The sequence below is a fragment of the Embleya sp. NPDC008237 genome, from assembly GCF_042956465.1.
Classification (GTDB): Bacteria; Actinomycetota; Actinomycetes; order Streptomycetales; family Streptomycetaceae; genus Embleya.
The window spans coordinates 58,370-82,007 of record NZ_JBIBGL010000030.1; the positions used below are offsets into that span (position 1 = coordinate 58,370).

General features: G+C 71.1%; 19 protein-coding genes and 3 pseudogenes. 12 read left to right on the top strand and 10 right to left on the bottom strand.

Annotated features, from left to right (window positions below; translation table 11 throughout):
* Positions 1–207: 207 nt before the first annotated feature.
* Entirely contained in the window at positions 208–411 is a 204-nt protein-coding gene (locus tag ACFZBU_RS44850) for a hypothetical protein (protein WP_391589591.1), read from the bottom strand.
* A 196-nt stretch (positions 412–607) separates the two neighbouring features.
* Here ACFZBU_RS44850 and ACFZBU_RS44855 point away from each other — a divergent pair, with 196 nt between their 5' ends.
* Positions 608–2,326 carry a choice-of-anchor P family protein gene (locus ACFZBU_RS44855; protein ID WP_391589592.1) on the top strand — a complete coding sequence of 573 codons (1,719 nt, stop codon included), beginning with the start codon at positions 608–610 and terminating at the stop codon, positions 2,324–2,326.
* Positions 2,327–3,058: 732 nt separating this feature from the next.
* The gene (locus ACFZBU_RS44860) at positions 3,059–4,090 is read left to right on the top strand and encodes a GlxA family transcriptional regulator (RefSeq protein ID WP_391589593.1); all 1,032 of its coding nucleotides are present in this window, start codon (positions 3,059–3,061) and stop codon (positions 4,088–4,090) included.
* A 245-nt stretch (positions 4,091–4,335) separates the two neighbouring features.
* On the opposite strand, the pseudogene ACFZBU_RS44865 reads toward ACFZBU_RS44860, so the two are convergent.
* Both ACFZBU_RS44865 and ACFZBU_RS44870 read right to left on the bottom strand, forming a co-directional pair.
* A pseudogene (locus ACFZBU_RS44865) lies at positions 4,336–4,740 on the bottom strand (cupin domain-containing protein); the annotation flags it as partial.
* Positions 4,741–4,803: 63 nt separating this feature from the next.
* Positions 4,804–5,820 carry a zinc-dependent alcohol dehydrogenase family protein gene (locus ACFZBU_RS44870; RefSeq protein WP_391589594.1) on the bottom strand — a complete coding sequence of 339 codons (1,017 nt, stop codon included), beginning with the start codon at positions 5,818–5,820 and terminating at the stop codon, positions 4,804–4,806.
* A 215-nt stretch (positions 5,821–6,035) separates the two neighbouring features.
* On the opposite strand from ACFZBU_RS44870, the pseudogene ACFZBU_RS44875 reads away from it, so the two are divergent.
* A pseudogene (locus ACFZBU_RS44875) lies at positions 6,036–6,271 on the top strand (transcriptional regulator); the annotation flags it as partial.
* A 283-nt stretch (positions 6,272–6,554) separates the two neighbouring features.
* On the opposite strand, the gene ACFZBU_RS44880 reads toward ACFZBU_RS44875, so the two are convergent.
* A complete protein-coding gene (locus ACFZBU_RS44880; RefSeq protein ID WP_391589595.1) occupies positions 6,555–7,346 on the bottom strand; it encodes a hypothetical protein in 792 nt (263 codons plus the stop codon).
* A 343-nt stretch (positions 7,347–7,689) separates the two neighbouring features.
* Between ACFZBU_RS44880 and ACFZBU_RS44885 the strand changes: the two genes are divergently transcribed.
* Positions 7,690–7,905: a DUF6009 family protein gene (locus tag ACFZBU_RS44885; RefSeq protein WP_391589596.1), complete on the top strand. Its 216-nt coding sequence runs from the start codon at positions 7,690–7,692 to the stop codon at positions 7,903–7,905.
* On the opposite strand, the gene ACFZBU_RS44890 is transcribed toward ACFZBU_RS44885, so the two are convergent.
* Complete coding sequence (locus ACFZBU_RS44890) at positions 7,877–9,250, bottom strand: SDR family NAD(P)-dependent oxidoreductase (RefSeq protein WP_391589597.1); 1,374 nt, start codon at positions 9,248–9,250, stop codon at positions 7,877–7,879. The genes ACFZBU_RS44885 and ACFZBU_RS44890 overlap by 29 nt on opposite strands.
* A gap of 775 nt (positions 9,251–10,025) precedes the next feature.
* Between ACFZBU_RS44890 and thpR the strand changes: the two genes are divergently transcribed.
* Complete coding sequence (gene thpR, locus ACFZBU_RS44895) at positions 10,026–10,673, top strand: RNA 2',3'-cyclic phosphodiesterase (RefSeq protein WP_391589598.1); 648 nt, start codon at positions 10,026–10,028, stop codon at positions 10,671–10,673.
* Positions 10,674–11,272: 599 nt separating this feature from the next.
* Here the strand turns inward: thpR and ACFZBU_RS44900 are convergent.
* Both ACFZBU_RS44900 and ACFZBU_RS44905 read right to left on the bottom strand, forming a co-directional pair.
* Complete coding sequence (locus ACFZBU_RS44900; protein WP_391589599.1) at positions 11,273–11,686, bottom strand: Dabb family protein; 414 nt, start codon at positions 11,684–11,686, stop codon at positions 11,273–11,275.
* Positions 11,683–12,330, bottom strand: a complete 648-nt coding sequence (locus tag ACFZBU_RS44905) for a TetR/AcrR family transcriptional regulator (protein WP_391589600.1) — start codon at positions 12,328–12,330, stop codon at positions 11,683–11,685. The genes ACFZBU_RS44900 and ACFZBU_RS44905 overlap by 4 nt, the downstream gene beginning before the upstream one ends.
* A gap of 135 nt (positions 12,331–12,465) precedes the next feature.
* Between ACFZBU_RS44905 and ACFZBU_RS44910 the strand changes: the two are divergent.
* Both ACFZBU_RS44910 and ACFZBU_RS44915 read left to right on the top strand, forming a co-directional pair.
* Positions 12,466–12,664, top strand: a pseudogene (locus ACFZBU_RS44910) (IS701 family transposase); the annotation flags it as partial.
* Between the two features lie 166 nt (positions 12,665–12,830).
* A complete protein-coding gene (locus tag ACFZBU_RS44915; protein ID WP_391589601.1) occupies positions 12,831–14,327 on the top strand; it encodes a hypothetical protein in 1,497 nt (498 codons plus the stop codon).
* Positions 14,328–14,801: 474 nt separating this feature from the next.
* Here ACFZBU_RS44915 and ACFZBU_RS44920 read toward each other — a convergent pair whose 3' ends face one another.
* Positions 14,802–15,398: a dihydrofolate reductase family protein gene (locus ACFZBU_RS44920; RefSeq protein WP_391589602.1), complete on the bottom strand. Its 597-nt coding sequence runs from the start codon at positions 15,396–15,398 to the stop codon at positions 14,802–14,804.
* A gap of 356 nt (positions 15,399–15,754) precedes the next feature.
* Between ACFZBU_RS44920 and ACFZBU_RS44925 the strand changes: the two genes are divergently transcribed.
* The 5 genes from ACFZBU_RS44925 to ACFZBU_RS44945 all read left to right on the top strand — a co-directional run bounded on the left by ACFZBU_RS44925 (position 15,755) and on the right by ACFZBU_RS44945 (position 21,788).
* The gene (locus ACFZBU_RS44925; RefSeq protein ID WP_391589603.1) at positions 15,755–16,084 is read left to right on the top strand and encodes a YciI family protein; all 330 of its coding nucleotides are present in this window, start codon (positions 15,755–15,757) and stop codon (positions 16,082–16,084) included.
* Complete coding sequence (locus ACFZBU_RS44930; RefSeq protein WP_391589604.1) at positions 16,081–18,123, top strand: DUF6596 domain-containing protein; 2,043 nt, start codon at positions 16,081–16,083, stop codon at positions 18,121–18,123. Before ACFZBU_RS44925 ends, ACFZBU_RS44930 begins: the two co-directional genes overlap by 4 nt.
* A gap of 265 nt (positions 18,124–18,388) precedes the next feature.
* Positions 18,389–19,204, top strand: coding sequence for a hypothetical protein (locus tag ACFZBU_RS44935; RefSeq protein WP_391589605.1), 816 nt, complete (start codon positions 18,389–18,391; stop codon positions 19,202–19,204).
* Between the two features lie 409 nt (positions 19,205–19,613).
* Positions 19,614–20,450: an SDR family NAD(P)-dependent oxidoreductase gene (locus ACFZBU_RS44940; RefSeq protein WP_391589606.1), complete on the top strand. Its 837-nt coding sequence runs from the start codon at positions 19,614–19,616 to the stop codon at positions 20,448–20,450.
* Between the two features lie 189 nt (positions 20,451–20,639).
* The gene (locus tag ACFZBU_RS44945) at positions 20,640–21,788 is read left to right on the top strand and encodes a serpin family protein (protein WP_391589607.1); all 1,149 of its coding nucleotides are present in this window, start codon (positions 20,640–20,642) and stop codon (positions 21,786–21,788) included.
* Between the two features lie 95 nt (positions 21,789–21,883).
* Here ACFZBU_RS44945 and ACFZBU_RS44950 read toward each other — a convergent pair whose 3' ends face one another.
* Both ACFZBU_RS44950 and ACFZBU_RS44955 read right to left on the bottom strand, forming a co-directional pair.
* Entirely contained in the window at positions 21,884–22,027 is a 144-nt protein-coding gene (locus ACFZBU_RS44950) for a hypothetical protein (protein ID WP_391589608.1), read from the bottom strand.
* Between the two features lie 265 nt (positions 22,028–22,292).
* A complete protein-coding gene (locus ACFZBU_RS44955; protein ID WP_391589609.1) occupies positions 22,293–22,649 on the bottom strand; it encodes a CAP domain-containing protein in 357 nt (118 codons plus the stop codon).
* Between the last annotated feature and the right edge of the window lie 989 nt (positions 22,650–23,638).

Consider the following 23,638-nt stretch of genomic DNA (forward strand, 5'->3'; position numbering starts at 1 on the left):
CGCAGGGCCGACGGCCGGGCAGATGTCCGGGCCGACGTCCGGGCCGGCGGCCTACCGGGGGCGTTCACCGGCACGCCCGACGAGCAGCGTCGCGGTCGGTGCGTGACGCGTGGCCGGCACTCGTTCCCGCTGCTTTGTCGTCGGTCGGGCCGGATGTGGCTCCCGACGCGATCGACTCGTTGTCGCCATGCGTCGGCCCGATGCGGGTCACGCCAGGGTGACGTCCACGCCGCCCTCGACCAAGACTCGGAGAGCCGCGGCGAACAGATCGTGCGGCCGACCGTGCGGAGCCGGCAGCCGGGACAGGTGCGCGCGTGCGGTCCCGGCGTCCCGCCAGATCAGCGTCGCGGGGGCGGTGTAGCCGAATGCGCCGCGCAGGCAGGGTGGTGCGCGGCGGTTCGGTGGGTGCACCGGCGCGCGACGATGTCACCTGTAGGGGTGGTTTGGCCGCCGGGAGGCGGTCGTTCGGCGTCGTGGGTGCTGTGCTGCTCGGGGCGATGTGCCGGACCGGTCGTGGTGCCCGCGATCGGTTCGGCCCCGCCGTCCTCGGCCGGCCTCGCGGGGCGGGTCGTGGGGTCGGACACCTTGCGACGTAGGGGGTTTCGTCATGTCCACGATGAGAAGACGGCTCACCGGACGCTTCGGGAGCGTCGGTATATCGATCGCGGTGGTCGTTGCGGGTCTGACCGCACCGTTCGCCGCCGGCAGCGCGCAGGCCGCGCCCGGTACACCGGGTGTGCCGCAGGCGCCTACGGCGATCTTCGCCGAGGGTTTCGAGAACGGCCAGGGGGCGACGCCGACCCTGCTCACGAACTACACCGGCGGTCCGCCGGTGGGGGAGACGTACACCGCCGACCCGGCCTGGTTGACCGCGTGCAACGGCTGGGTCACGTCGCCGGCCGCGTCGACCACGCCGCCCGCCGGCAGCGGGTGCGTCCCGGGCGATTGGGCCCAGGTCAAGCATCTCGCGGGCGTACTCGGTCAGTGGTCGGGCGGTTCCTCGACCACGAACCACGCCGTGACGGCGTACACCGCGGGCAACCCGGGCGCCGGAAAGGTGCAGTTGGAGACGGCGGCCCCGATCCCGTTGCCCGCGGGGCGGCGCTTCATCGCGTTCTCGGTCGACATCGCCGAAGTCAACTGCTTCGCCAACCACTCCAAGTTCAGCTTCCACCTGCTCGACGGCGACCGGGCCACGCCCGCGTTCACGCGCCCGATCGAGGCGTGCGTGGATGCCACGACGACGATCGGCGGGGCCAAGGTCGGCACCTTCACCAGCAACGGCGCCGTGCTGTTCGCCGGCAGCCAGGCCGGCATCCGGCTGGTGAACGAGCAGCCGAGCGGCACCGGCAACGACGTGGCCTTCGACAACGTCAAGCTCGTCGACGCGAGCCCGCAGGTCGACATCGGCTTCGCGCCGACGCCGGTGCTCACCGGTGGCACCTCGACCCTGACCTTCACGATCACGAACACGAACGAGCTGGGTGCCAAGCCCGGTTGGTCGTTCTCGGACGCGCTGCCGGCCGGGCTCGAGGCGACCGGGGCGACCACGACGACCTGCGATGGCGGTTCGGTCGTCGCGCCGGCGGGTGCGGGATCGGTCGACGTAGCCGGCAACCTGACGGCGGGTCAGGAATCCTGCACGGCGCAGGTCCAGGTGACCTCGGCGGTGCGCGGGACGTACACGAACTGCGCGGCCGGTTTCACGAACGTGGTCGGGGTGAGCCTGCCCGGGTGCGCGAGCGTCGTGTTCGACACGATGCGCTTCGACGCGCACGCGTACGGGGCCGCACTGAAGTCCCCGCTCGCGAACATCGGCCCGATCGCCGCGTCCGACGTGACCTGCTCGAACGTCGCGGCGGTCGACACCGACAACGTCGCGACGGTGTCGCTGGGCGTCGTCGGCAACGCGGGCGTGCTCACCACCCGCGCGGAGGGCACGATCGACGCGAACGGCCTGCAGCGGGCGAACGCGCGCGCCGAGACGGCCGGGGTGAACCTGCTCGGCGGACTGGTCACGGCAGATGTCGTGGAAGCGGTCGCCACGGTGCAGGGTGACGCGAACGGCGGGGTGACGCCGAGCGGTTCGGTCACTTTGGCGAACCTGCGGGTGGCCGGGGTGCCGGTGGTGAACCCGAACGTCAACGTGGACATCACGATCCCGCTGGTGGCGACGGTACGCGTGAACGAGCAGGTGGTCGACCCCGGCGGCCGGGGGATCACGGTCAACGCACTGCGGATCACGCTGTTGTCCGGCGTGAGCGTCGTGGTGTCGCACGCGCGGGTGGCGCTGACGCTGCCGGGAGGTACGTGCCCGACCGCGTGAGGTGAGGGGGACGAGCCCGGACACGGCGGCCGTTCGCGGTCGCCGTGCCCGGGCATGTCGGCATTGGGGCCGGCATTCGTCCCGGTACTCGATTCGCGCAGGACGGACCGGCGGACGCCCCGCACCCGAAGACACCTCGACGAACACGCGCCGTCCCGGCGCCGCATCGGAACGCGCGCGTGCGACGCGCGCGTACGGCCGCCACGCGACACGGACCGCGCAGCCGGCTCGTGAGCCGTGCCCGGGGCCGGGGCTCGTGTGGCGCGATCTGTGGGGGGCCTGTCGTAGACGCCATGAACGAGGCGCCCCCAGGCTGGGGGCATGACCACTCGACAGGGCCGATCCGAGCCCACGACGTTCCCTGCGGCCCGCGACCTCCGCGACCCCCGCGAAGCGACGAGCGAACCGGACCGGCCTTCGCCGGGCGAGACCGTTCTCCCCACCCGAACCCGCACGGCGCCGGAACCACGCGCATCACCCGCGCCCGGCTCCGAACCGGCCCCCGAATCGGAAGCGCCCCCGACCGCCCGTGCCCGGTTCGCCGTCCGCCGACGCCACCGCCGCGAGGCCGGCTCCGCCGACCCCGCGCACACCGCTTCGTTGCCGCCCGCGGTGATCGCGCTGCTGTACTGGGGCCCGCCGATATGACGCCGGACGGCCGGTCCCGCCGATGGCACGATTCGTGGGGAACGTGACCTGGACGCCAGAGCATCGAGCACCCAAGGTGGACCCATGACCGGACACCGCGTGGCCTTCCTGATCTTCGACGACTTCGAGCCTCTCGACCTCGTCGGCCCACACAGTGTCTTCTCCCACGTCCCGGACTACACCAGCCGCATCGTCGCCCTGCGTGCCGGACCGGTCAGGGGCGCCGGCGGCCTTCCGGTCCACGCCGACACCTCGCTCGCCGACCTCGAACCGCACGACGTCGACACCCTGATGGTGGTGGGCGGCCCCGGAGTACGCGACGCGTGCGCCGACCCCACCCTGGTCGACTGGATCGCCGACACCGCGCGACACGCTCCGCGGATCGCGTCCGTGTGCACGGGCGTGTTCCTGCTCGCCGCCGCCGGGCTCATCGACGGCCACCGGGTCACCACCCACTGGCGGCGGGCCGAGGAACTCGCCCGTGCCCACCCCGACGCGATCGTCGACGCCGACCCCATCTTCGTCCGACACGGCCGGCTGTGGACCTCCGCCGGAGTCGCCGCCGGCATGGATCTCGCGCTCGCCCTGGTCGAACACGACCACGGCCACGAGATCGCGCACCGCGTGGCCCGCGACCTGGTCCTGTTCCTGCGTCGTCCGGGAAGCCAGTCCCAGTTCAGCGTGCCGCTGTGGAGCGCCCGCCCCGCTTCGCGCCCGCTGCGCGCGGCGGTCGACGCGGTGCACGCCGATCCCGGTGCCCGGCACACCATCGACGAACTGGCACGCCGCTGCGGCCTCAGCCCGCGCCACTTCCAACGCCGCTTCACCGCCGACCTGGGCATCCCGCCCGCCGGCTACGTCGAACGCGTACGCGTCGAAGCCGCCCGCCGCGCCCTCGCCGAGAGCGACGAGCCGATCGACACCGTGGCCCGGCGCTGCGGCTTCGGCAGCGCCGAGACGCTGCGTCGCACCTTCCACCGACACCTGGGCGTCCCACCCTCCGACTACCGGGACCGCTTCCGCACCACCGACCGAACCGACCGCTCCTGCGACCGGCGGGCCACCGACCCCCCGAGCGGCGACACCGCCGCCCAACCGAGCCCGGCATACCGGTGACCACATACGGACTACTCGCGTCCGAACACTGCGAGGAACTCGACCCGGACGAACTCACCCGTGAGGTTGGCGACGCGGCCGGCCGGCGCGGCGTCCTGTGAGTCGCTGGAGCAAGGGGTCAGGGCGAGCAGCAGAGCGGTTGCCGAAGCGATACGGACCGGACCGCGAAGGTTCGTGGAGTGCGTGGAGAGGACCTCCAGGGCCATCGTGCAGGTATGGACGCGGGGCCGGGCGCGAGGTCGGACGGATGCCGGGGCAGCGGCGTACTCGGCATCGGTGACGGGCGTCAGCCAGTGCACGACGTCGTGGTCGGCGTCGCCCTCGTTGATGGCCAGGTGGACCATCAGCCGGTTCGGGGCGACGCCGTGCCAGTGCTTCTCTTCGGCCTCGAACAGGACTCGGTCACCGGGCCGGATGACCTCCACCGGTCCGCCTCGACGCTGACACGGGCCGACGCCTTCGGTGACGAAGACGGTCCGGCCCAGCGGATGGCGGTGCCAGTGGGTGCGGGCGCCGGGCATGAAGTGCACCAGGTTTGCGGTGACCCGGGACGGGGCGGGCGCGGCGGCGACGGCGTCGATGTAGACGTTGCCGGTGAACCGGTCGGTCGGCCCCATGGCGGTGTCGATCGAGCTGCGGGTGATCTGCACGGTTGCTCCTTGTCCGGTGAGGGGTCCGGCGAGGGGCCCGGGGGAGGGGTTCGGTGGAGGGGGTCAGGGCGTGAGGAGGGTTTTGATGGCGCGGCGCTCGTCCATGGCCTGGTAGCCCTCCGCGACCCGGGCGAGGGGGAGGGTGAGGTCGAAGACCTTGCCCGGGTCGATCCGGCGGGTGAGGACGCGGTCGATCAGGTCGGGCAGGTAGCGGCGGACGGGGGCGGGGCCGCCGCGCAGGCCGACGTGGGAGAAGAACAGCTCCTGCCCGTCGATCGCGACCTCGTGCGGGACTCCGACGAAGCCGACGTTCCCGCCGGGCCGGGCCGTGTGCAGGGCCTGCCGCATGGCCTCGGCGGTGCCGACGCACTCCAGGACGGAGTCCGCGCCGATCCCGTTCGTCATCTCCTTGATACGGGCGATGCCCTCCTCGCCGCGTTCGGTGACGATGTCGGTGGCGCCGAACTCACGCGCCAGCTTCTGCCGGGGCTCGTGCCGCGACATGGCGATGATGCGCTCCGCGCCCAGCTCCTTCGCGGCGATCACGCCGCACAATCCGACCGCGCCGTCGCCGACGACCACGACGGTGGAGCCGGGCCTCACCTCGGCGGCGTCCGCGGCCCACCAACCGGTGCCCATGACGTCGGAGACAGCCAGCAGACCGGGCCGGAACTCCGCGTCCGGCACCTCGTCGCTGGCGACCAGAGTGCCCTGGGCGTTCGGGATGCGCACGTACTCCGCCTGGCACGTCGACATGAACTCGCGGTGCAGGCAGTTCGACTGGAAGCCGTTCCGGCAGTTCACGCAGGTGTTGTCCGAGGTGGCGAAGGAGCCGACGACGAACTGTCCGGGCCGGACCGAGGTGACCTCGCTGCCGACCTCCTCCACGAAGCCGACATACTCGTGGCCCATCGGGTGTGGTTCGTCGACCGGCTCGGCGCCGCGGTACGGCCACAGGTCCGAGCCGCACACGCAGGTCACATCCATGCGGATGACCGCGTCGGTCGGGTGAAGGATCTTCGGGTCGTCCAGGGTCTCGAAGCGGACGTCGCCGGGGGCGTGGATCACTGCTCCGCGCATGGGGGGTCCTTACGTCGCCGAGGCGTCCGGCACCGGAAATCCGGCACCGCCGCCGAGTACAGGGCCGGGCGCCTCCTCCCGGCCCGGCGTGCCGGCCGCGGCGGAGAGCGCCACGTCATCCAGCTAACCCCCCGTCCGCACGCGCAGCGAGTCACCGGCGAAGGGCATACCGGCAGTACACCCTTCCGGCGGTCCCGGCGGCATACTGTCGAGGGGTGGACAACCGTGAAGAGGTCCGCGAGTTCCTGACCTCGCGGCGCGCGAAGATCACCCCCGAGCGGGCCGGGCTGCCCGCCGGCCCCCGGCGGCGCGTCCCCGGCCTGCGCCGCAGCGAGGTTTCGCGGCCCTGGCCGATGTGAGCGTCGAGTACTACGCCAAACTGGAGCGCGGCAACCTCGCCGGTGTCTCCCCGGTCGTCCTCGAAGCCGTCGCCCGCGCACGCGACCTCGACATCCCCCTGCCGACGGCCCGGTCCGGTCGCCGTTGCGCGTTCGTGGGTCGGTGCGCGCTGTCAGCTCATGGGGCGCATGAGGTCGACTCATGACCGCGAGTGCGGGTCGGCGGTCGTCGGCACTGCCAATGACCTTGACCAATCGGATTCCACATAAAAGCGCTATTCGGGGTCGGAACAAGTGCACTACCGAGCCTTTGCCTCATACGGGACCTCGAGGATCGGTGGTGGCTGGGCCGGCGTTCGGGGACCTGCCGGCACCGGAGTCCGATTACTTGACCGATCACCGGCCTCGGCGACTTGTGTCCTGCTCCACGGCCCAGGTCCGCAGCCGGGTTATGGCCTCTTCCCGTGACAGCGGGCCGCGTTCGCGATGCAGATCTTGCAGATGGCGAGTGGCCGCACCGATCAGTGGGCCCGGAGGTAGGCCGAGCAGCTCCATGATCGCCTTACCGTCCAGAGCCACCGGAACGTTCGGGAGCCTCCTGGATTTCTCGAACTCCGCAGTAGCACGCGCTGTTCTCTCGTGCTCCGCATGCCACTCGTCGTAGGTTGCCGCCCATCGAGCAGCCCGGCCGGCCGACTGCCAGCCGTCCATGTCCTGTTCCCAACCAAGCCCCGCCTCCAGGAACAGGTCGTGGTGGCTTGCTTCTTCGGAACCGCTCGAAACGACATCGAGTAGGGCGAGCGCGGCATTGATCGGCCAGTCTTCCCGCGGACCGGTGAAGACCCGGGTATGGGCCGGGCCCCACGCCTTCACGCCGGTTCGCCACACGGCAGCGGTCTGGTATCCGTCTCCTCCGTGGAAGTCGGCCTCCACGTAGGCGATCGGCCCGCCCCGGGACCAGTCGCTCAAGGTCTGCTCGAAAGCTGGGGGCATTGCCTTGAATGGTTGACCGGGCCCGACGCCATCCTGACCGGTGGGCCCACCGGCCAACTCCTCGAGGAGCTGTTTGGTGACAGGCACCAGCCCCATGCGCTGTCGGAGCGGGGCGACAGCCGCTGCCCGACTCCCGGCAGTCCGGCTCCTGAGCAGGTCGAAAAATCCAATGACGGCGTTGAGCTCGTACGGCATTCCCGCAGGGTAGCCGCACAGCCGCCCCACGGAGTTTCGATTTCGGAGCACCCTGTGTCGACTGGCCCGAGCCCGCCGGCCCCGGCAACCGAAAGAGGACTGCACCAAAGTCCCACTTGCCTCCGGCATCCCCTTACGACCGGCCTGTACGCCGCCTACCGCACCCGGTTCGGCTTCGAGGACCCTCTCAGGTTTCGCACGCGCCTCCCCGGTTTCCGCACCGCGCGTTCGCGGCAAGGATCCGGGAGACGGTCGGCCCGACCTCGCCTCGCCGGATGACCACGTCCAACCAACGCAAGTACCACCCGCGCATCGGCCTGCTCGACGATTCCGAGGAGACCCCGTGAGCGCGCTGATCGGGCCGGACCGGATCGCCCACGAAACCGGCATCGTCCGGCTCGAGGACCCCACCCACCTCGACTACATCAGCGAGGTCCTCGACCGCCTTCCACGCCGCGCTGTTGTCCCTGGGTTCCACCTGCCGGGGCACCCTCCGGCCGGCCGAAGCCGACCGTCGGGATGCCCCTCGATCACCAGGGCGCGACCCGATAGTCCTTGAGGAAACACCCGAACACCGGCTCGCCCCGCTCCCCACGCACGATGGGGTCGTACACCCGGGCCGCACCGTCGACGACGTCCAACGGTGTGCGGAACCCGGCCGCCGCGACCCGCGCCTTGGCCGGGAGTGGCTTCTCATCGGTGATCCAGCCCGTGTCCACGCTGGTCATGTACACACCACGGGTGGCCAGTTCCTCGGCGCTGGTTCGGGTCAGCATGTTGAGCGCGGCCTTGGCCATGTTGGTGTGTGGATGCCCGGGCGACTTGTACGCGCGCCCGAACTGGCCCTCCACCGCCGACACGTTGACGATGTAGCGCCGCTCGCGCCCGGCTGCGCGCAGCAGCGGCAGCAACCGGCTCACCAGCACGAACGGCGCCGTGACATTGACGAGTTGCACTTCGAGCAACTCCACCGGATCCACCTCGTCCACCCGCTTGGACCACGAGTTGGCCGAACCCCGGTCCGGGATCAGCCCCGCCGCGTCCGGCTCGACCCGGACGGGCTGCGCACCGAGCGGCGCGGCCGGGCCCCACTCGTCGGCGGGCAACCGGTCCAGCGCGAACGCACCGACCCCGGGCGCGAACTCGAACGCGCCGGCCCCCAGCGCGGCCCGCTCGGCCGCCAGCAGCGGCCCGTACGCCGCCGCCGGGCGCCGGATCGTCTGCGCCGCGTTGTTGACCAGAATGTCCAGCGGCCGGCCCTCGGCCACAAGTCGATCGCACCACGCCACCAGGCCGCCGAGGTCGCGCAGGTCGATCGCGTGCACGTGCAGCCGGTGCGCCCACGCGGCGTGGTCCGGCGCGGCGGCGAACCGCTCGTGCGTGTCGTGCGGGAAGCGCGACGTCACGATCACCTCCGCGCCGTCGCGCAGGAGCTTGAGTACCAGTTCGTGGCCGATCTTGACCCGACCGCCGGTGACCAGCGCCCGCCGCCCGGTCAGGTCGGTGCGCGCGTGGCGTCGTTGTCGGTTCTCCACCGCGCACGAGGGGCAGAGCCGGTGGTAGAAGCCGTCGACTCGCCGGTAGGGCTGCTTGCAGACGTAGCAGCGCAGCCCTGCCTCGACCACGCCGACACACGAGGGCAACCCGGTGTCGTCCAGCGGGAGATCCTCGATCCGGTCGGCGGCGCCCAGCGCGGTCCGCTCGGTCACCGCGGTGCGCTCTCGAGTGCGCAGCGCTCGCTGCTCGGCCCGGCGGCGATGGCGTCCGGAACGGATGAAGGAGGCGAGCACCTGCTCGATCCGCCGCCGCTCGGGTGCCTCCGGCGCCAGGTCGGACAGCGCGCCGAGTACGGCGAGGCAGTCCTCGAGGGATGGTGTGCCGGGGCGTGTGTCCGGGTCGTTCATGGGGTTCCCCCGAGGGACGTGCGGCGGATCCGGCGGCCGGCCCTATGGCTCCGCGGGATCCGCGAATCGGGCGTCAACCGGGTGCACTGGCGGCTCCCATCGGTTTGCTCCCTTCGCGGGCGGATCATGGGCGCCTGCCGACGAAGCGTCGGGTCGGCACGTCGGCGGATCGCCGACGGAGCGTCAGGTTATCGAGCGGCCGACATGCCGGTCACCGGCTTTTCCCGGCCGCTCCCGACTCGCGCGGCCCGGCGTCCTCGGCGAGCCGCATGCCGACCGTCCAGGAGAGTGCGCCTGTATGACGGCGTGCGATTCCGATTCCCGTGACCACGGCTTTCCCTGGTCATCGGACGGGACGTCACCGGACCGGACTGAGCCGTCCTGAGGGTTGTCGGGTGCCCGCGATCCGGGATTCGAGGTCGGCGGTGCGCCGGCCGGTCTTGGAAGCGTTGGTTGGAACGGGCGGCCTGAGCCGTTCGCCCGGCCGCTCTGCGTGGTCCGCGCCTCTGCGCCTCCACGCCTTTACGCCTCCGAGCGCCCTGCTGGGCCGTGCGCGTCGACAAGGGCGACAGGCCTGGCGCGCCCTCGCCGAGATCCCGGACGTCACCAGCGCCGACAGCCCCGCCCCGACCGGAATCACGAACGGCCCCGACGACACCGAAGCCCTCATCGGCCGCACGGTCGTGCGCTCCGCCACTGACCGACAAGGACAACAGGTGTACCGGGCCAGGTGGGGTTCTTCGCACTCGTGCCGCAGCCGTGTTCTGATGGATGGGTGAGCGAAGACGGCTCCATGCGCTTGTTCGTGGCGCTTGTGCCGCCCCCAGAAGCGGTGGCGGAATTGCGTCGTGCCATCGATCCGATCCGCTCCCGGTACGAGGGGCTGCGCTGGACCGGGCCCCGAGGTTGGCACCTCACTCTCGCCTTTCTCGGCACCGTGGAGCCGAAGACCCGGATCGGGTTGGAGACCCGGCTCGCCCGCGTCGCCGCACGCCATCCGCCGCAAAATCTCGCGCTCACCGGCAGCGGCCGTTTCGGCGATCGCACCCTGTGGATCGGGATTCGGGGCGACCGGCGGGCGATGGCCGCCCTGGCCGTGGGCGTACGGCGCGCGGCCGACAAATGCCATATCCCGATCGAGGACCGGCCGTGGCACGGTCACGTGACTCTGGCCCGCGTCACCCAACCACGCGGGGCGGGCGGGCGGCGGCCTCGGGGTGGTGTGCTCGCCGCCCCGGCGGCCGATCTCGCCGGATTCGACGGGGTGGAATGGACCGCGGCCCGGCTGCACCTGGTGCGGAGCGTCATCGGCGACGGCCCGGCCCGGTACCAGGACGTGGCGACGTGGCCGTTGGTGGGCAGGTTCTCATCGCACGTCCGCGTGGGAACCCGGGATGGTGGCGACGAGTCCCGTTCGACTTGAGCGCCGCCCGAGCCGGCCGACGTTGGCCCACTACGCGACGCGCTCCCGCCGGATCGAACGTCACCATTCCCACACTTCGGGGAGCCGGTGGGCAACCCGGCGAAGCTCCCGCAAGGGCCAACTCTCGGACACATCCGGCCTCGACGCTTCCGACGGGCCGTCCACGAGAGCCGTGTACCCGGCGGAGCGCGCGTGCGTACGCGGCCCGGTCGAGACTCCGGCCAAGCCGGATCCGTGGGGACATCACAGGGACGCCCCCAGCGAAGTTCCTGCCGACTACTACAACGCTCTGTGGCAACTACACGCCCGGCCCCTGTCTCCGACGGCGTAACCCCGGCGGTTTCAATCCGGCAGAGGATTGCCTTGGAGGTTCCTTCCCCGCACGGCCAGGGGCCCTCGGCCAGGGGGCTCAGCGGTGCACGGAAATCCAGGACCTCGTTGTCCGGGGAGACGGCGACGTCGCCTTCGCTCAGCAGGAGCGCACGACCGAGACGCGCCGTAGCCCTGGGATCCGATCAGGAACCGGCCGGGACCCGCCATCGCCCGCCTGGATCGTCGGCGACCGGCCGGTCGCCGAACGCGCGGCGTTCGGTGGTTGGTTACGGGTTGGGGGTCGGTGCGGCGCTGCCGCTGTAGGACGGCAGGTCGGCCACGAGCTTGGTGAGGGCCGGGTTGCCCGCGTAGCGGCGTTCGTGGAGTTCGGCGATCTTGCGGGCGATGTCGGGGTCGTCGCTGTCGGTGGTGTCGTAGGAGACGAAGGTTTCGAGGAGCGGCAGACCGATCCGGTCGGTGTGGGCGTGGGAGGGCGCCATCAGGTACTCCCAGTACCCGTCGAGGTCTTCGAGAACGAACACGGCGCCGTACTCGAAGTCGCCGCCGACGTCCCTGCCGACGACGTACCGCACGACCGCGTCGATCGACTCGCCCTGGTTGCGCAGGCTCGCCAGGGCCTCCTCGCGCTGCTCGGCGGTGACGGTCTCCTTGAAGGCGAAACGGTTGTGGTGGTAGATCATTTCTCTCCCCTGACGTTCGGACGGTGGGCGTGCGGGTGGTGCGCGGCGGGGTCGGTGGGCGAGGCGGACCAGTAGTCGAGCAGTGCGGACACCGCCTGTTCGGCCAGGTGCAGGGCGCGGTCGAATCCGACGTCCTCGATCGACCCGATGCCGGCGAGACCGTGCAGCGTGCCCCACAGCAGGTCGCAGGCATCGTCGAGGTCGACCGGCCCGGCTGCGGTGTCGGCCGCCCACGCGTGGACGACCCCGCGGGTGAAGGCGAGCACTTCGGCGGCGGCCGCACGGCGGGTGGCGGCGTCGACGCCCGTGCCGGCACCGCCCGACACGAGTTGGTAGGGACCGGGCTGCGAGCGGGCGAACTCCAGGTACGCGGCGGCGGCCAGATGCGGCCCACGTGACGCCGGCTCGTCGACCACCGCGGACCGCATCCGCTCCAGCAGGTCGGCATTGGCCCGCTCCAGCAGCGTCCGCAGCACGACCTCCTTGCTCGCGAAGTGCTGGTAGATCACCGGCGCGCTGTAGCCGATCTCGGCGGCGATCCGCCGGATCGTCACGGCCCGCCAGCCTTCGGCCTCCGCCATTCGGCCGGCGACGTCCAGGATCTCGGCGAACGTCCGCCGCCGAACCTCTTCCCGTCTTCCCATCCGAACTCCTAACGACGTTAGATAATCTAACGTCGTTAGGATCTCTCCGAACCCCGGTTCTGTCAAGGGTGGTTGAGAGGCATCGAACGACTGACGGCTGGTGTGCTCGGTCGTTGATCCGGTTGGGGGTGGGTCATCGATGATGTGCGTGTGTGGGCCGGGGAGTCGGAGCGGGTGCACGGGCGTTTTGTGCATCGCTTGGGGCGGGTGGGGAGAGGGAGACGGCGCTTGCGTACATGCGCGGGTTGATCGCGCCGTTGGAGCGCGAGAACGGGTGGACGCCGGCGGAGAGGCCGGGCATGGCGGTCCGAATCGAATGAACCGGCTGTTGAACTCCACCTTCCGGTGTCGTGGGCCGACGATCCGCAGCGCTGCCGGGCAGCCAACGCATTTTGTCCCGTGGGGAGTTGATTCGCTGTCAGAATTGTCGGGTGCCGTCGCCCGCCGCGACGTCGTCTCGTCGTGGCGTCGAGCGCGGCGGGGGATTGGGGGGTGCGGCAATGACCGAGCACACGATCGGTGGGGCAGGCGATGCTCCGCCCGAGCGGCCCGCGAACGAGGCCGAACTGAAGCCCGCACTGCATGCGGTGCTGCGGGGCCAGGCGAACAGCGCGATGCAGAAGTGGAAGGACAACGCCAACCAGCAGGTCGACGCACAGCTCGCGCACATCGCCGACCCGACGCGCCGGGCGCTGTGGAAGGCCCAGATGGTCGCACTCATCGACCACTTGGCGAAGGAGATGTTCGAGGACCTGAAGGTCCTCTTCGAGGATTCCGTCAAGGATGCCCTCGCGGAACTGTCGTCGGTTCGGCACGACGACATCATGTGTGCCGACGTCACCGGCGCACGGCTCAGGACCGCCACCAAGGATCGGCTCGGAGCGTTCACCTCGTCCACCAAGCTGATGAACTCCCTTCTGGCCGCGCTGCCGAGCGCGGATGCCAAGTTGACGGCGTTCGCCCAGCGCTCGACCACCGTCGAACTGCACCGTACGACCGCACTCGCCTCGTATACCGCGGCGTTCGACGAACTCGCCGCGACCGTTGCCGAGGCGGACGCCGCCGTGCTCTGTATCGGTTCGTTCCAGCTCACCGCGATTCTCGAACCGCTCACCGTTCCGCTGGTCAAGCACCGCAACGTCGCCGTGCCCCTGCTCCAGGTCACCCCGGTACGACTCGGAGAGCAGATCGACGTGCAACTCGGCACGTCCCACACGCTTTCCGAGGACCAGCAGAAGCAGCAGATCACCAACCTGTGCACCGCGCCGATCAGCGCCGTCGTCACGGCGAACCTGAATCTGTGCGGCAGCGTGAGCCTGGTACGCCCCGAGGTCGTCGACCGGTTCACGTGCCTGTCCGGGATGGGCACGCCCGCGCTGAAGGCATGCACGTCGATGGTCGCGTTCTACGGCAAGCCGTGGCTGATGTGCATCGGGGGCCTGGAACCGGAGGAGATCGCGCAGGTCCTCGTGCACTGCCAGAACAGTACGATCCTCGCCGCGCTCAAGAAGCGAATGCCGGCGAAGTCGACCACGCTCGAACTGTCCAAGGCGGTCAACGTGCTCGCGTGGCGCGGCGTCGATTGGGATTTCGTGTGCGCCACGATCCACAAGCTCGGCTACGTGGAGATCCAGTGTCCCGGCGGAGTCACCGCGCTGACCTGGATCCCCATCCACGAGTCGTGGGTTCCGCGGGCCTTCTGCACGGCGAGCATGGAGACCGACCTGGCCTGCCTGAAACACATGAAGGAGGAGACCGGGAAGGCGCCCTCGGGCGCCAAGCTCACGATGTACTTCGCCGAACTGGTGGCCGCCTGCGTCGAGGCCTGCGCGCAGTGGCGCCACGCGGGGCGCCCCGCGGACTTCAAGGTGGTGGTGCAGCCGGAGCACGGAGTGGCCGTCTGGACCATCCGCGTGCGCAACCTGTACGGGAAGCCCCAGGTGTTCCACGTCGACAGCGGGTATGCGAAATCCCCGTGGGTGAAGCACCCGAACTGACCGATCCCCGAGGGCCGGTGCGAACAGCCACACGGTGATGCGCACCGGCCTTCGACCGGTGGCTCCCGCCCTGGACCGGAGGCCCTGGCCGGTGCTCGCGTCCCGGCGGGCCACGCCGATCGCGCGGCGCGTCCGCCCGGCGCCGCCGCGGCGGCTCGTCGTTGGGTGAAGGCGCGGAACCATCCGGCGGCGCGTGCGATCGGCGGATGGGCGAGACCGGTCGGCCCGTAGAGCGGGAATCGCCCACGCCCCGATCGGCGTCGACTCACCGCGATGCCGATCGACGCCCGTGGTGACGTCGATCGGGGGCGCGGACGGATCACCCGGCCGAGGTTGATCGCCGCGTTGGTCGAACTGGTTGTCGGATGTCGGAACTCCTCTGTCGGAACTCCTCCGGCGCGGCGTGGCCGTACCGTGCAGGCGCGGCCGGGTGCGTTCCCGGCCGCGCCGTGGGGACCCGGTACCGGGTGCGAACTACGCCGCGGTCACCGGTCGATAGGTGCACACGTGTACGCCCGTGGCGCCGACCGTGGTCGAGACCAGTTCGAGCGTGCGCAGTGTGCCGTCGACCGGATACATCGTCTTTCCGCCACCGATCAGCACCGGCATGATCATGAGCCGCAGTTCGTCGACCAGCCCTTCGGCCAGGAGGGTGCGGGCGAGCGAGAGGCTGCCCATCACCACCAGGTCCCGACCCTCGGTTCCGCGCAGCTTCCGGATCCGGTCGAGTGCCTGGTCGCCGGGTATGCGGGTGGTGTTGTTCCAGGTGAGATCGTCGTCGTCCAGGGTGCCGGAGACGACGTACTTGGCGACCGAGTTCATGTGGTCGGCGAAGGGGTCGCCGGCCCGTTCGGGCCATGCCGCGGCCATGCCCTGCCACGTGCGCCGTCCGAACAGCAGCGCGTCGGTGTCGGCGGCCCACTCGGCGAGGGCCCCGCCCATCACCTGCGGATCGAAGAACGGGTGTGTCCAGCCACCGTGGGCGAATCCGCCCTCGGTGTCCTCGTCCGGATGGCCCGGGGCCTGCATGACGCCGTCCAAGCTGACGAATTGACCGATCACAATGCGCATCGAACCGTCTCGTTTCCTCGTTGTTCGTGGGTCATGGAGACGTCGGGCCGTCCACGACTCTTCGGTCCCGACCATCCTTTTGCAGGCACCGCAGGGGGTGACCTTCGACCACCTCGTTGCGCGACGACCCGTGCGTCACCACGAAGCACACCGCACGGGGCGGGTGTTCCCGGTGGACGCGATCACGGTCGGCTCCTTCGAGAGGCGGGCGAGCCTCGGATTTCTTCCCCGGGGCTCGCACCGTCGTCGATCCGCCGATGCGACAGGGAATAATGTGATTCCCTGTCACATGGCCGGCGCGACGTGTCGGTGCGCCCCGGCGATCCGGCCGGGCGAGACCGAACCGGAGGAACACCATGCGCTACCTGATGACGTCCAAGGCCTCGGAGAACGCGAAGGTCCCCGACGAGAAGCTGTTCGCCGAGATGGGTGCCTTCATCGACGAACTCAGCGCCGCCGGCGTGCTGTTGGCCACCGGCGGCCTTGAGCCGAGCGGCGTCCGGCTGGTTTCCGAGGGCGGCGACATCACCGTCACCGACGGCCCGTTCGCCGAGTCCAAGGAGGCGGTCGTCGGCTTCGCCCTGGTCGAGGTCCGGTCCAAGGAGGAGGCGGTCGAACTCGGCCGCCGGTTCCGCAGGATCGTCGGTGACGGCGAGAGCGTGATCCAGCAGGTCTTCGGTCCGTGACGGACGTCCACCGCACGGTCGACGCGATCTGGAAGATGGAGTCGGCCCGGATCGTCGCCGCCCTCACCCGCATGGTGCGCGACGTCGGGGCGGCCGAGGAACTGGCGCAGGACGCGCTGGTCGCGGCGCTGGAGCAGTGGCCGCAGTCGGGGGTCCCGGACAATCCCGGTGCCTGGCTCACCACCGTCGCCAAGCGCCGCGCCGTCGACCACATCCGCCGCGACCGGCGGTCGGCGGAACACGGCCGGGCGCTCGCGCACGACCTGGCCGAGCGGCGGCGGACGGACGACGCTGTCGGCGGCCCCGAGTACGACCTCGGGGCCGCCGAACCGGCGTCCGAGCAGGACGACGTGCTGCGGCTGATGTTCGTCTCCTGCCACCCCGTCCTGCCGACCGAGGCACGCGTCGCCCTGACCCTGCGGCTGCTCGGTGGACTCACCGCATCCGAGATCGCCCGCGCGTTCCTCACCGTCGAGCCGCTGATCGCCCGCCGCATCGCGACGGCCAAGCGCACGCTCGCCGAGGAGCGGGTGCCCTTCGAACTCCCGGACGGCGCCGAGCTGGCCGAACGCCTGTCCTCGGTCCTGGAGGTCGTCTACCTGATCTTCAACGAGGGCTACTCGGCGACCGTGGGTGAGGACTTGATGCGGCCCGGCCTGTGCCTGGAGGCGCTGCGGTTGGGGCGCCTGCTCGCCGAGTCGGTGCCGGACGAGGCGGAAGTGCACGGCCTGGTGGCGCTGATGGAGATCCAGGCGTCCCGTACGGCGGCGCGCACCGGCCCCGCCGGCGAACCGGTTCCGTTGCACGCGCAAAACCGGGGACGCTGGGACGCGTTGCTCATCCGCCGGGGCTTCGCGGCGATGTTGCGGGCCCGCACGGTCGGTACCCCGGGCCGGCCGGGGCCCTACGTGTTGCAGGCTGCGATCGCCGTCTGTCACGCCCAGGCGCGTACCGCCGAGGAGACCGACTGGGTGCGGATCGCCGGACTGTACGCCGCCCTGGCCCGACTCCTGCCCACCGCCGTGGTGCGGCTCAACCAGGCGGTCGCGGTGGGGATGGCGCACGGCCCTGCGGCCGGCCTCGCCCTCGTCGACGCGCTCACCTCGGACCCCGCGCTCCGCGACTACCACCTGCTCCCCGGGGTGCGCGGCGACCTGCTGCTGCGCCTGGGGCGCGGTGAGGAGGCACGCCGCGAGTTCGAGCGTGCGGCGCTGCTGACCAAAAACGCCGCCGAGCGCGCCTTTCTGACGCGTCGTGCCGAGGCGATCCCGATCGGGGACGCGTCCACGCGGACGTTCGGCGAGGCCATCGACGCGTTTCTGGCCCAGGACCGACTCGCGCCGGCGACGGCCCGCTCCTACGGACAGACGTTGTGGCGCCTGCGGTTGTCTCTGGGCGTGGGCTTGCCGCTCGCGTCGCTGACGCCCGATCAGATCGCCGGCGCCTTCCGCGTGTCGTGGGGCGGCGTGGCGGCGGCCACCTGGAACCGACACCGTTCCGCCGTACGGGCGTTCGGGGCGTGGACGGATACCCCGGGCCTCGACGCGGCCGTTCCCCAGCGGACGCCCGAACACCGCCCCGCGCCCATGCCGGTCCCGCCCGGAACGGGGTGGCCGGGAGATGCGGAAGCCCCGTTGCGGGAGCGCACGTTGTGGACGCTGCTGCGCGAGTCCGGCGCCACCGTCGCGGCCGTGCTGGCCCTGAACGTCCAAGACCTCGACCTGGCGGAGCGACGAGCCCGCCGTGCGGACCGGCAGGCGGACCGGCGGTCGGATCGGCGTCGCGCGTGGATCACCTGGCGGTCGGGGACGGCCGCGCTCCTGCCCGAACTCCTGGACGGCCGCACCCGCGGCCCGGTGTTCCTCGCCGACCGACGCCCGGGTCCGGCGCGGGCGGGCACCCTGGGCGCGGAAGACGTCTGCCCGCAGACCGGGCGGGGACGACTGTCCTACGAGCGCGCCGAGTTCCTGTGCAAGTCGGCGACCGGACACTCGCTGCGCCGACTGCGGGACTGGGCCGAGGACGCGGACGAATCCTGAGCGGGGCGGGCGCCGCCGCCCACCCGTGGCCGCTGCGCAGCCGGCCGCAAGCCCCGGCAGGGTGCCTCGGGGCGGCTGCTCGGCAGGCGGCGGCCCTTCTCGGCGCCCCCGCCCCCGGTACTCGCAAGGTTCGTCGCCCGGAGGAGGCGCTGCTGCGAGATGCGTTCCCCGAGCTGCGTCGAAACACTTTTGCCGTCGCGTCGCGTGATGTGGAAGCCTTCGGGACGCCACTCGCATCGACTGGTGTACGGGGGAGAGTTCGTTGGTGCACGTCGTGTTGTATCTGCTTGCCGCGGCTCTCACCGGCGGGGTCCTCGCGGCCGGAAGAGCGTTTCTGTCGCGAGACCGCACCGATCCGATGCGCGGGACTGACGCCTTCGACATCATCGGACGGGTCCGCGCGGCGCTGTCCACGGCGCTCCTGCTCTATTTGGTGATCCGCTATGGATGGGCGCCGGACGGCGTCGACGCGGCCTTCAACCTCCTGGTCGCGAAGGCCATGGCCGGCGCGGTCGTGGCCGGTGTGGTGGTGCTCGGAGTCGGGTTCGTCCTGGCCCTTTTGTCCGGCCCGCCGCGAGGACCCGCGCTGCGGCGGTTCGTGATGGGCGACGACCGCGCTGCGGGGCCGGTTTCGTACACCCTGGTCACCCTGATCGTCTCGGCGGTGACGTTCGGATTCGTCCGGTACAGCATCGAATCGGCACATCGCACCGGGGGATCCCATGTCTTGTTTCATCTGATTTCCTCGTTGGTTCTGGTGGCGGGTGTCGTGGCCGCGCTGTCCGTCCTCGCGATGATCTTCACCGCCGCGGTGGGCGACCTGTTCGGCGCTCGGGTCGCGCACCCCTATCTGGCGCCACTGGCCGCACCCGCCTTCGTCTACGGCACCTCTTCGTACGGCGATGTGTTGGTCGAGTGGATCTCGGGTGGGGTCGCCGACGACCTCGCAAACGTGCCGGACCCGCTCCGGGACAGGTTGCAACTGGGCCTGTGGGTCCTCACGTTGGCGCTCTCGGCCGTCGAGATCGGGCACGCGCGCCGCGTCGGTGCGCGCCTTCGGAGCGGCCCCGCTGCGGTGTGACGTCCCGTTGGGCACGCCCGGCCGTCTCCGCGGGTTCGTGGTGTGGCGTTGTATCCGGATTCGGCCCTGGTGCCGAGCGTCGTCCCGACTCGGACGCGGGATGGCCATCCGGTGGATCTCCCTCGAGAATCTCGGCTTCGGGAACGGTTCGGGGGCACCCGCGTCGGGGCATGGTCTCCGCCGTGTCGGATGTGGCGTTCGTCGCGGCCGCCGGAAGTGCCGAAGGCTTCCACAGGGTGCCGGATTCGACGGGGCCGGAAGACTGGAAGAGAGGGCGATCCGCAGGCCGAATCGGGTCGGACACCCGAGCCTCGATCCGGGGACCTCGCACGTCGAGGTCTCGGGCTCCCGGGCGGCGGACGCGCGGGCGAGGGCGGTCGGTGCGGGTTGCCCGGACGGGAAGAGCGGAATGCGGGAACGTGTGGGACGTGTCGGTGTGGTCACCGGGGCGGCCGGAGGGATCGGCTACGGCATCGCTCAGGCGCTCGCGGGGGAGGGGATGCGGGTGGTCCTCGCAGACCGGGACGCGGAACGGCTCGAGGAGGCAGCCGCGACGCTGGCAGCGGACGGCGCCGAGGTGTTGGCGGTGCCCACCGACGTGCGGGACGCGGCGGCCGTCCAAGCCCTCGCGGATGCCGCGCTGACCGGGTACGGACGGGTCGACGTCGTCTGCAACAACGCCGGGGTGTGGACGCTGAACAGGCAGTGGGAGACCGAACTCGTCGATTGGCAGTGGGTCGTGGACGTCAACCTGTGGGGAGTCGTGCACGGCGTACGGACGTTCGTTCCGCTGATGCTCGCGCAACCGGAAGGCGGGCACATCGTGAACACCGCGTCGATGGGCGGCCTGATCGGCGGCGCGATGACCGGACCCTACAGCGCCACGAAGCACGCCATCGTCGGCCTGACCAAGGGACTCCGCGCGGAACTGGCGGGAACCGCGGTCGGGGTGTCGCTGCTGTGTCCGGGCAAGGTGCGGTCCGAGATGCTCGACCGGGTCAACGCCCGCCCCGCCGCGGACGCCGGCGACGGCGGGCCGCCTCCGGCGGCGCGGGACCTGATCGACGCGATGCGCAGGTCACAGGCGGGGGCGATGAGCGCCCGGGAGGCCGGCGAACAGGTCGCCGCGGCGATCCGCGAGGACAGGTTCTGGGTGCTGCCGGGCGGCGATGCCCACGTGCCCTTGCTGCAAGCGGAGTTCGACGAACTGCTCGGCACGTTCGGACCGACGCCGGCGGACGGGTGAGGCCCCGGCTTCGGCGCGTGCGAATCGCAGGCGGATGGCGAGCGCGTCGACGATGGCGTGCGGCAGGTCGCGGGGGTTCGCCCGGGTGTGGTTTCCCGAAGAGGGATGGACAGGGGTCGGCATATCGGTTGACTCGACCGGTGCCTTCTCGTCAGGCTCCTGGCATGTTCGCAAGCTCGGGGGATTCGGATGGGTGAGACGGTACTCGCGACCTACGCGGCGATGATCCGTCGGTTGACGGAGCGTTGGCTGCCGGCGGTGGTCGCGGATGCGGCGGTCGAGCGGAAGGGCGGTGACTTCGTCTGCTCGCCGGTGGGGCTGTGGCTGGGGCTGGTGGTGTTGGCCACCGGCGCCCGAGGGGAGACGGCGGCGGAGCTGCGGTCCCTGCTCGGGGTCGCCGGGGAGGAGGCGGCACCGGTGGCCACCGAGGCGGCCCGCAGCCTCGCCCACACGGACGCGCTCGCCATCGCGACCGGAGCGTGGACTCGAGTCCCCACGTATCGGGCCTATCGCGAATCCCTGCCCGACGTGGGCTTCGGCGGTTTGGACCCGGCCGACGTCGCGGAGATCGACGCGTGGGTGTGCGAGGCGACCGGCGGACTGATTCGCACACTGCCCGTCACGGTGGATCGGGACACGTTGATGATCCTGGCCAACGCCCTGGCGTTGAAGGCCCGTTGGGCGGTGCCGTTCTCGTGGCGAAACACGATGGACCGGGACTTCACGGACGGGACCGGCAGGCGCCACAGGGTGCCGACGATGCACACGTCCGTACCGCTCGCGGACGCGTGGACGGTGTCGGGCGGCTCGTACGCCGGCAGCACCGTGGTCGAACTACGCTGCCTCGCCGGGGCCGGCGGTGATCCGGCCAGGGTTCGCCTCGTGCTCGGCGCGCCGGGCGCGTCCGCGGCGACCGTGCTGCCTGCGGCGTGGGCACCCGAGGCCGGGCGGACGACGATCGACGCCGACGAGGTGTCGATGCGGGTGCCGAGGCTGTGTTTGCGGACGCGTCTCGACGTGGTCGGGCACCTCGCGGCGCTCCGGGTGCGGGCGGCGCAGACCGCCCGGGCGGACTTCTCCGGCGCGTCGCCCGAGGCCCTGCGGATCGATCAGGTGGTGCAGGAGGCAGTGCTCAAGATCGCGGAGAAGGGTGTCGAAGCCGCCGCGGTCACAGCGTCCGCGGCGGTCGCCGCGGGCGGGATGGCGCGGCCGCCCCGGCGCGTCGTGCACGTGGCGTTCGACCGCCCGTTCGGCGTGGTGGTCCTGGACGGGAGCGGCGCCGTGCCGTTGTTCACCGCCTGGCAGTCGAGCGTGCCCGAGGACGTACCGGCGGCGTAGAGCGCCTGGGGCGTTGCGCGCCGGTGCCGTCGCGTGGGCCGTCACGGGGAGGCCGCCTGGCCCGTCGAAGGCGGCGGCGTCTCGGATCCTCCGTCCTACGCGGCGTCGTACGGGAAGTCGGCCAACCGGGCGTGAGTGGTCGTGGCCGGCATCGGGTGCCGGGCGTCGGCGTACGCGTAGTGCGGCGCAACCTCCGGGCCCGACGCGTCCGCGTCCCACCCCGGGACGGCGGGCGACACGGCGTCGGGTGTGGTTCGACCCTGGTCGGCATGGCCGGTCGTCGGCGACTACCGGTGGTCGGCGACGACCGATGGTCGGGCGCGGAGCGCCGGCTGGGTGGTGCCGATTCGACGGTGCCGCGTCTTCCGTTGGCCTCGCGGGGGGCGGCGTGCCTGGTGGGAGTGATCGGCGCCGGGAGGTGTGGCGTGCCGTGGGTGATCCGCGCCCGCCGGCCGGCGCTGTGAGTGTCGGGGACCGGCCGGCGGGGTCGGCGGGCCGGTAATGTCAGCGGGCCGTGCCGAAGTTCTGCGTCCAGTAGGAGTTCGGGCCCGCCAGGCCGACGCCGATCTCCTTGAAGGAGCAGTTGAGGATGTTCTGCCTGTGTCCGGGGCTGTTCATCCAGCCGGTCATGACCTGTTGGGGCGTGCTGTAGCCCTGGGCGATGTTTTCGCCGTAGGTCGTCCAGGTGTAGCCGGCGCGGGTGATGCGCTCGCCCGGGTCGGAACCGTCGGAGCCGGTGTGCGACATGTTGGCGTGGGCGGCCATGTCCTGGCTGTGTTGCAGGGCGGCGGCCGTCAATTTCGTGTTGACGGTGAGTGCCGGGCATCCTGCCTTGGCGCGCTCCTGATTGACGAGGGTCACCACCTCGGCGGCGGGGCTCGAGGGCGGAACGGCCGGGGTGGTCGCTTGTTGCGTGCCGGCGGGGGTGGTCGGTTTCGTCGGAGTGGGGGGCTTGCTTCCTTCGGTGGCCGGCTTTGTCGGAGTGGGGGGCTCGCTTGCTTCGGTGGTCGGTTTCGTCGGGGTGGGGGGCTCGCTTGCTTCCGTGGTCGGCTTGCCGACCGGGTTTGTCGGTCGGGTCGCGGCAGATTGTGTCGGTGTTGCTGTCGTTGCGGTGGGGGGCTTGGTCGTCCCGGTGGGTTTCCACTTGTGCGGAGCGTGAGTGGTCCTCGCGGTCGGCCGGGTTCCCCCGGTCGGATCGGCCGCACTGTCCGTCCAGCCGGGGACCGGTATGCCGGGGAGGGGCGGGCTGGAGGAGGCGTGCGTGCTCTGGTCGCCGACGTTCTTCGTCGCGCCCGGGCCCTGGGGGGCCAGGCAAGCCATGGCGGCGGTGGGTATGCCGATGATGCCCAGGGTGGCGGCGGCGATGGCCATCTTCTTTTTGTGTTGCGTCCTGCGGTGACGGGGCTTCCGCATGCGTGACCTCACTTGGTTTCGGCGTAGCGTCCTGTTGCCGGAGCCGTCGGACGCCGGCGGGCCGCCATTGTTGGAAGTCCGCGAATGGGCTCGCAAGTGTCGGTGGCCGCCTGCGGGGCGGAGCCGGAGGACAGACTTGACTCGGGGCGGACAGTCGTGCCGGCGCTGTGGTCACCACGTGGTGCGAAATCGGTGATCGGCGATCGGAAACGCCAATGGCCATCGAAAATGACGCATGGGATCCCGTTCATCGGGATGCTCAATTCGGCTGCGAAGCGGATTGATTGCCCCAGTCGGACAAAGCGCGACAAGTAGGCGAAGCTCGGAGGGCGTGACGCTCCCATGGTCACGCGCGTGCTCGTGACGCATGTCACTGTTTCAGCAGCGGTCGGAGTGTGTCGTGGGCATCGCGCGCCGCACTCCGGAGGGGGCGTGAC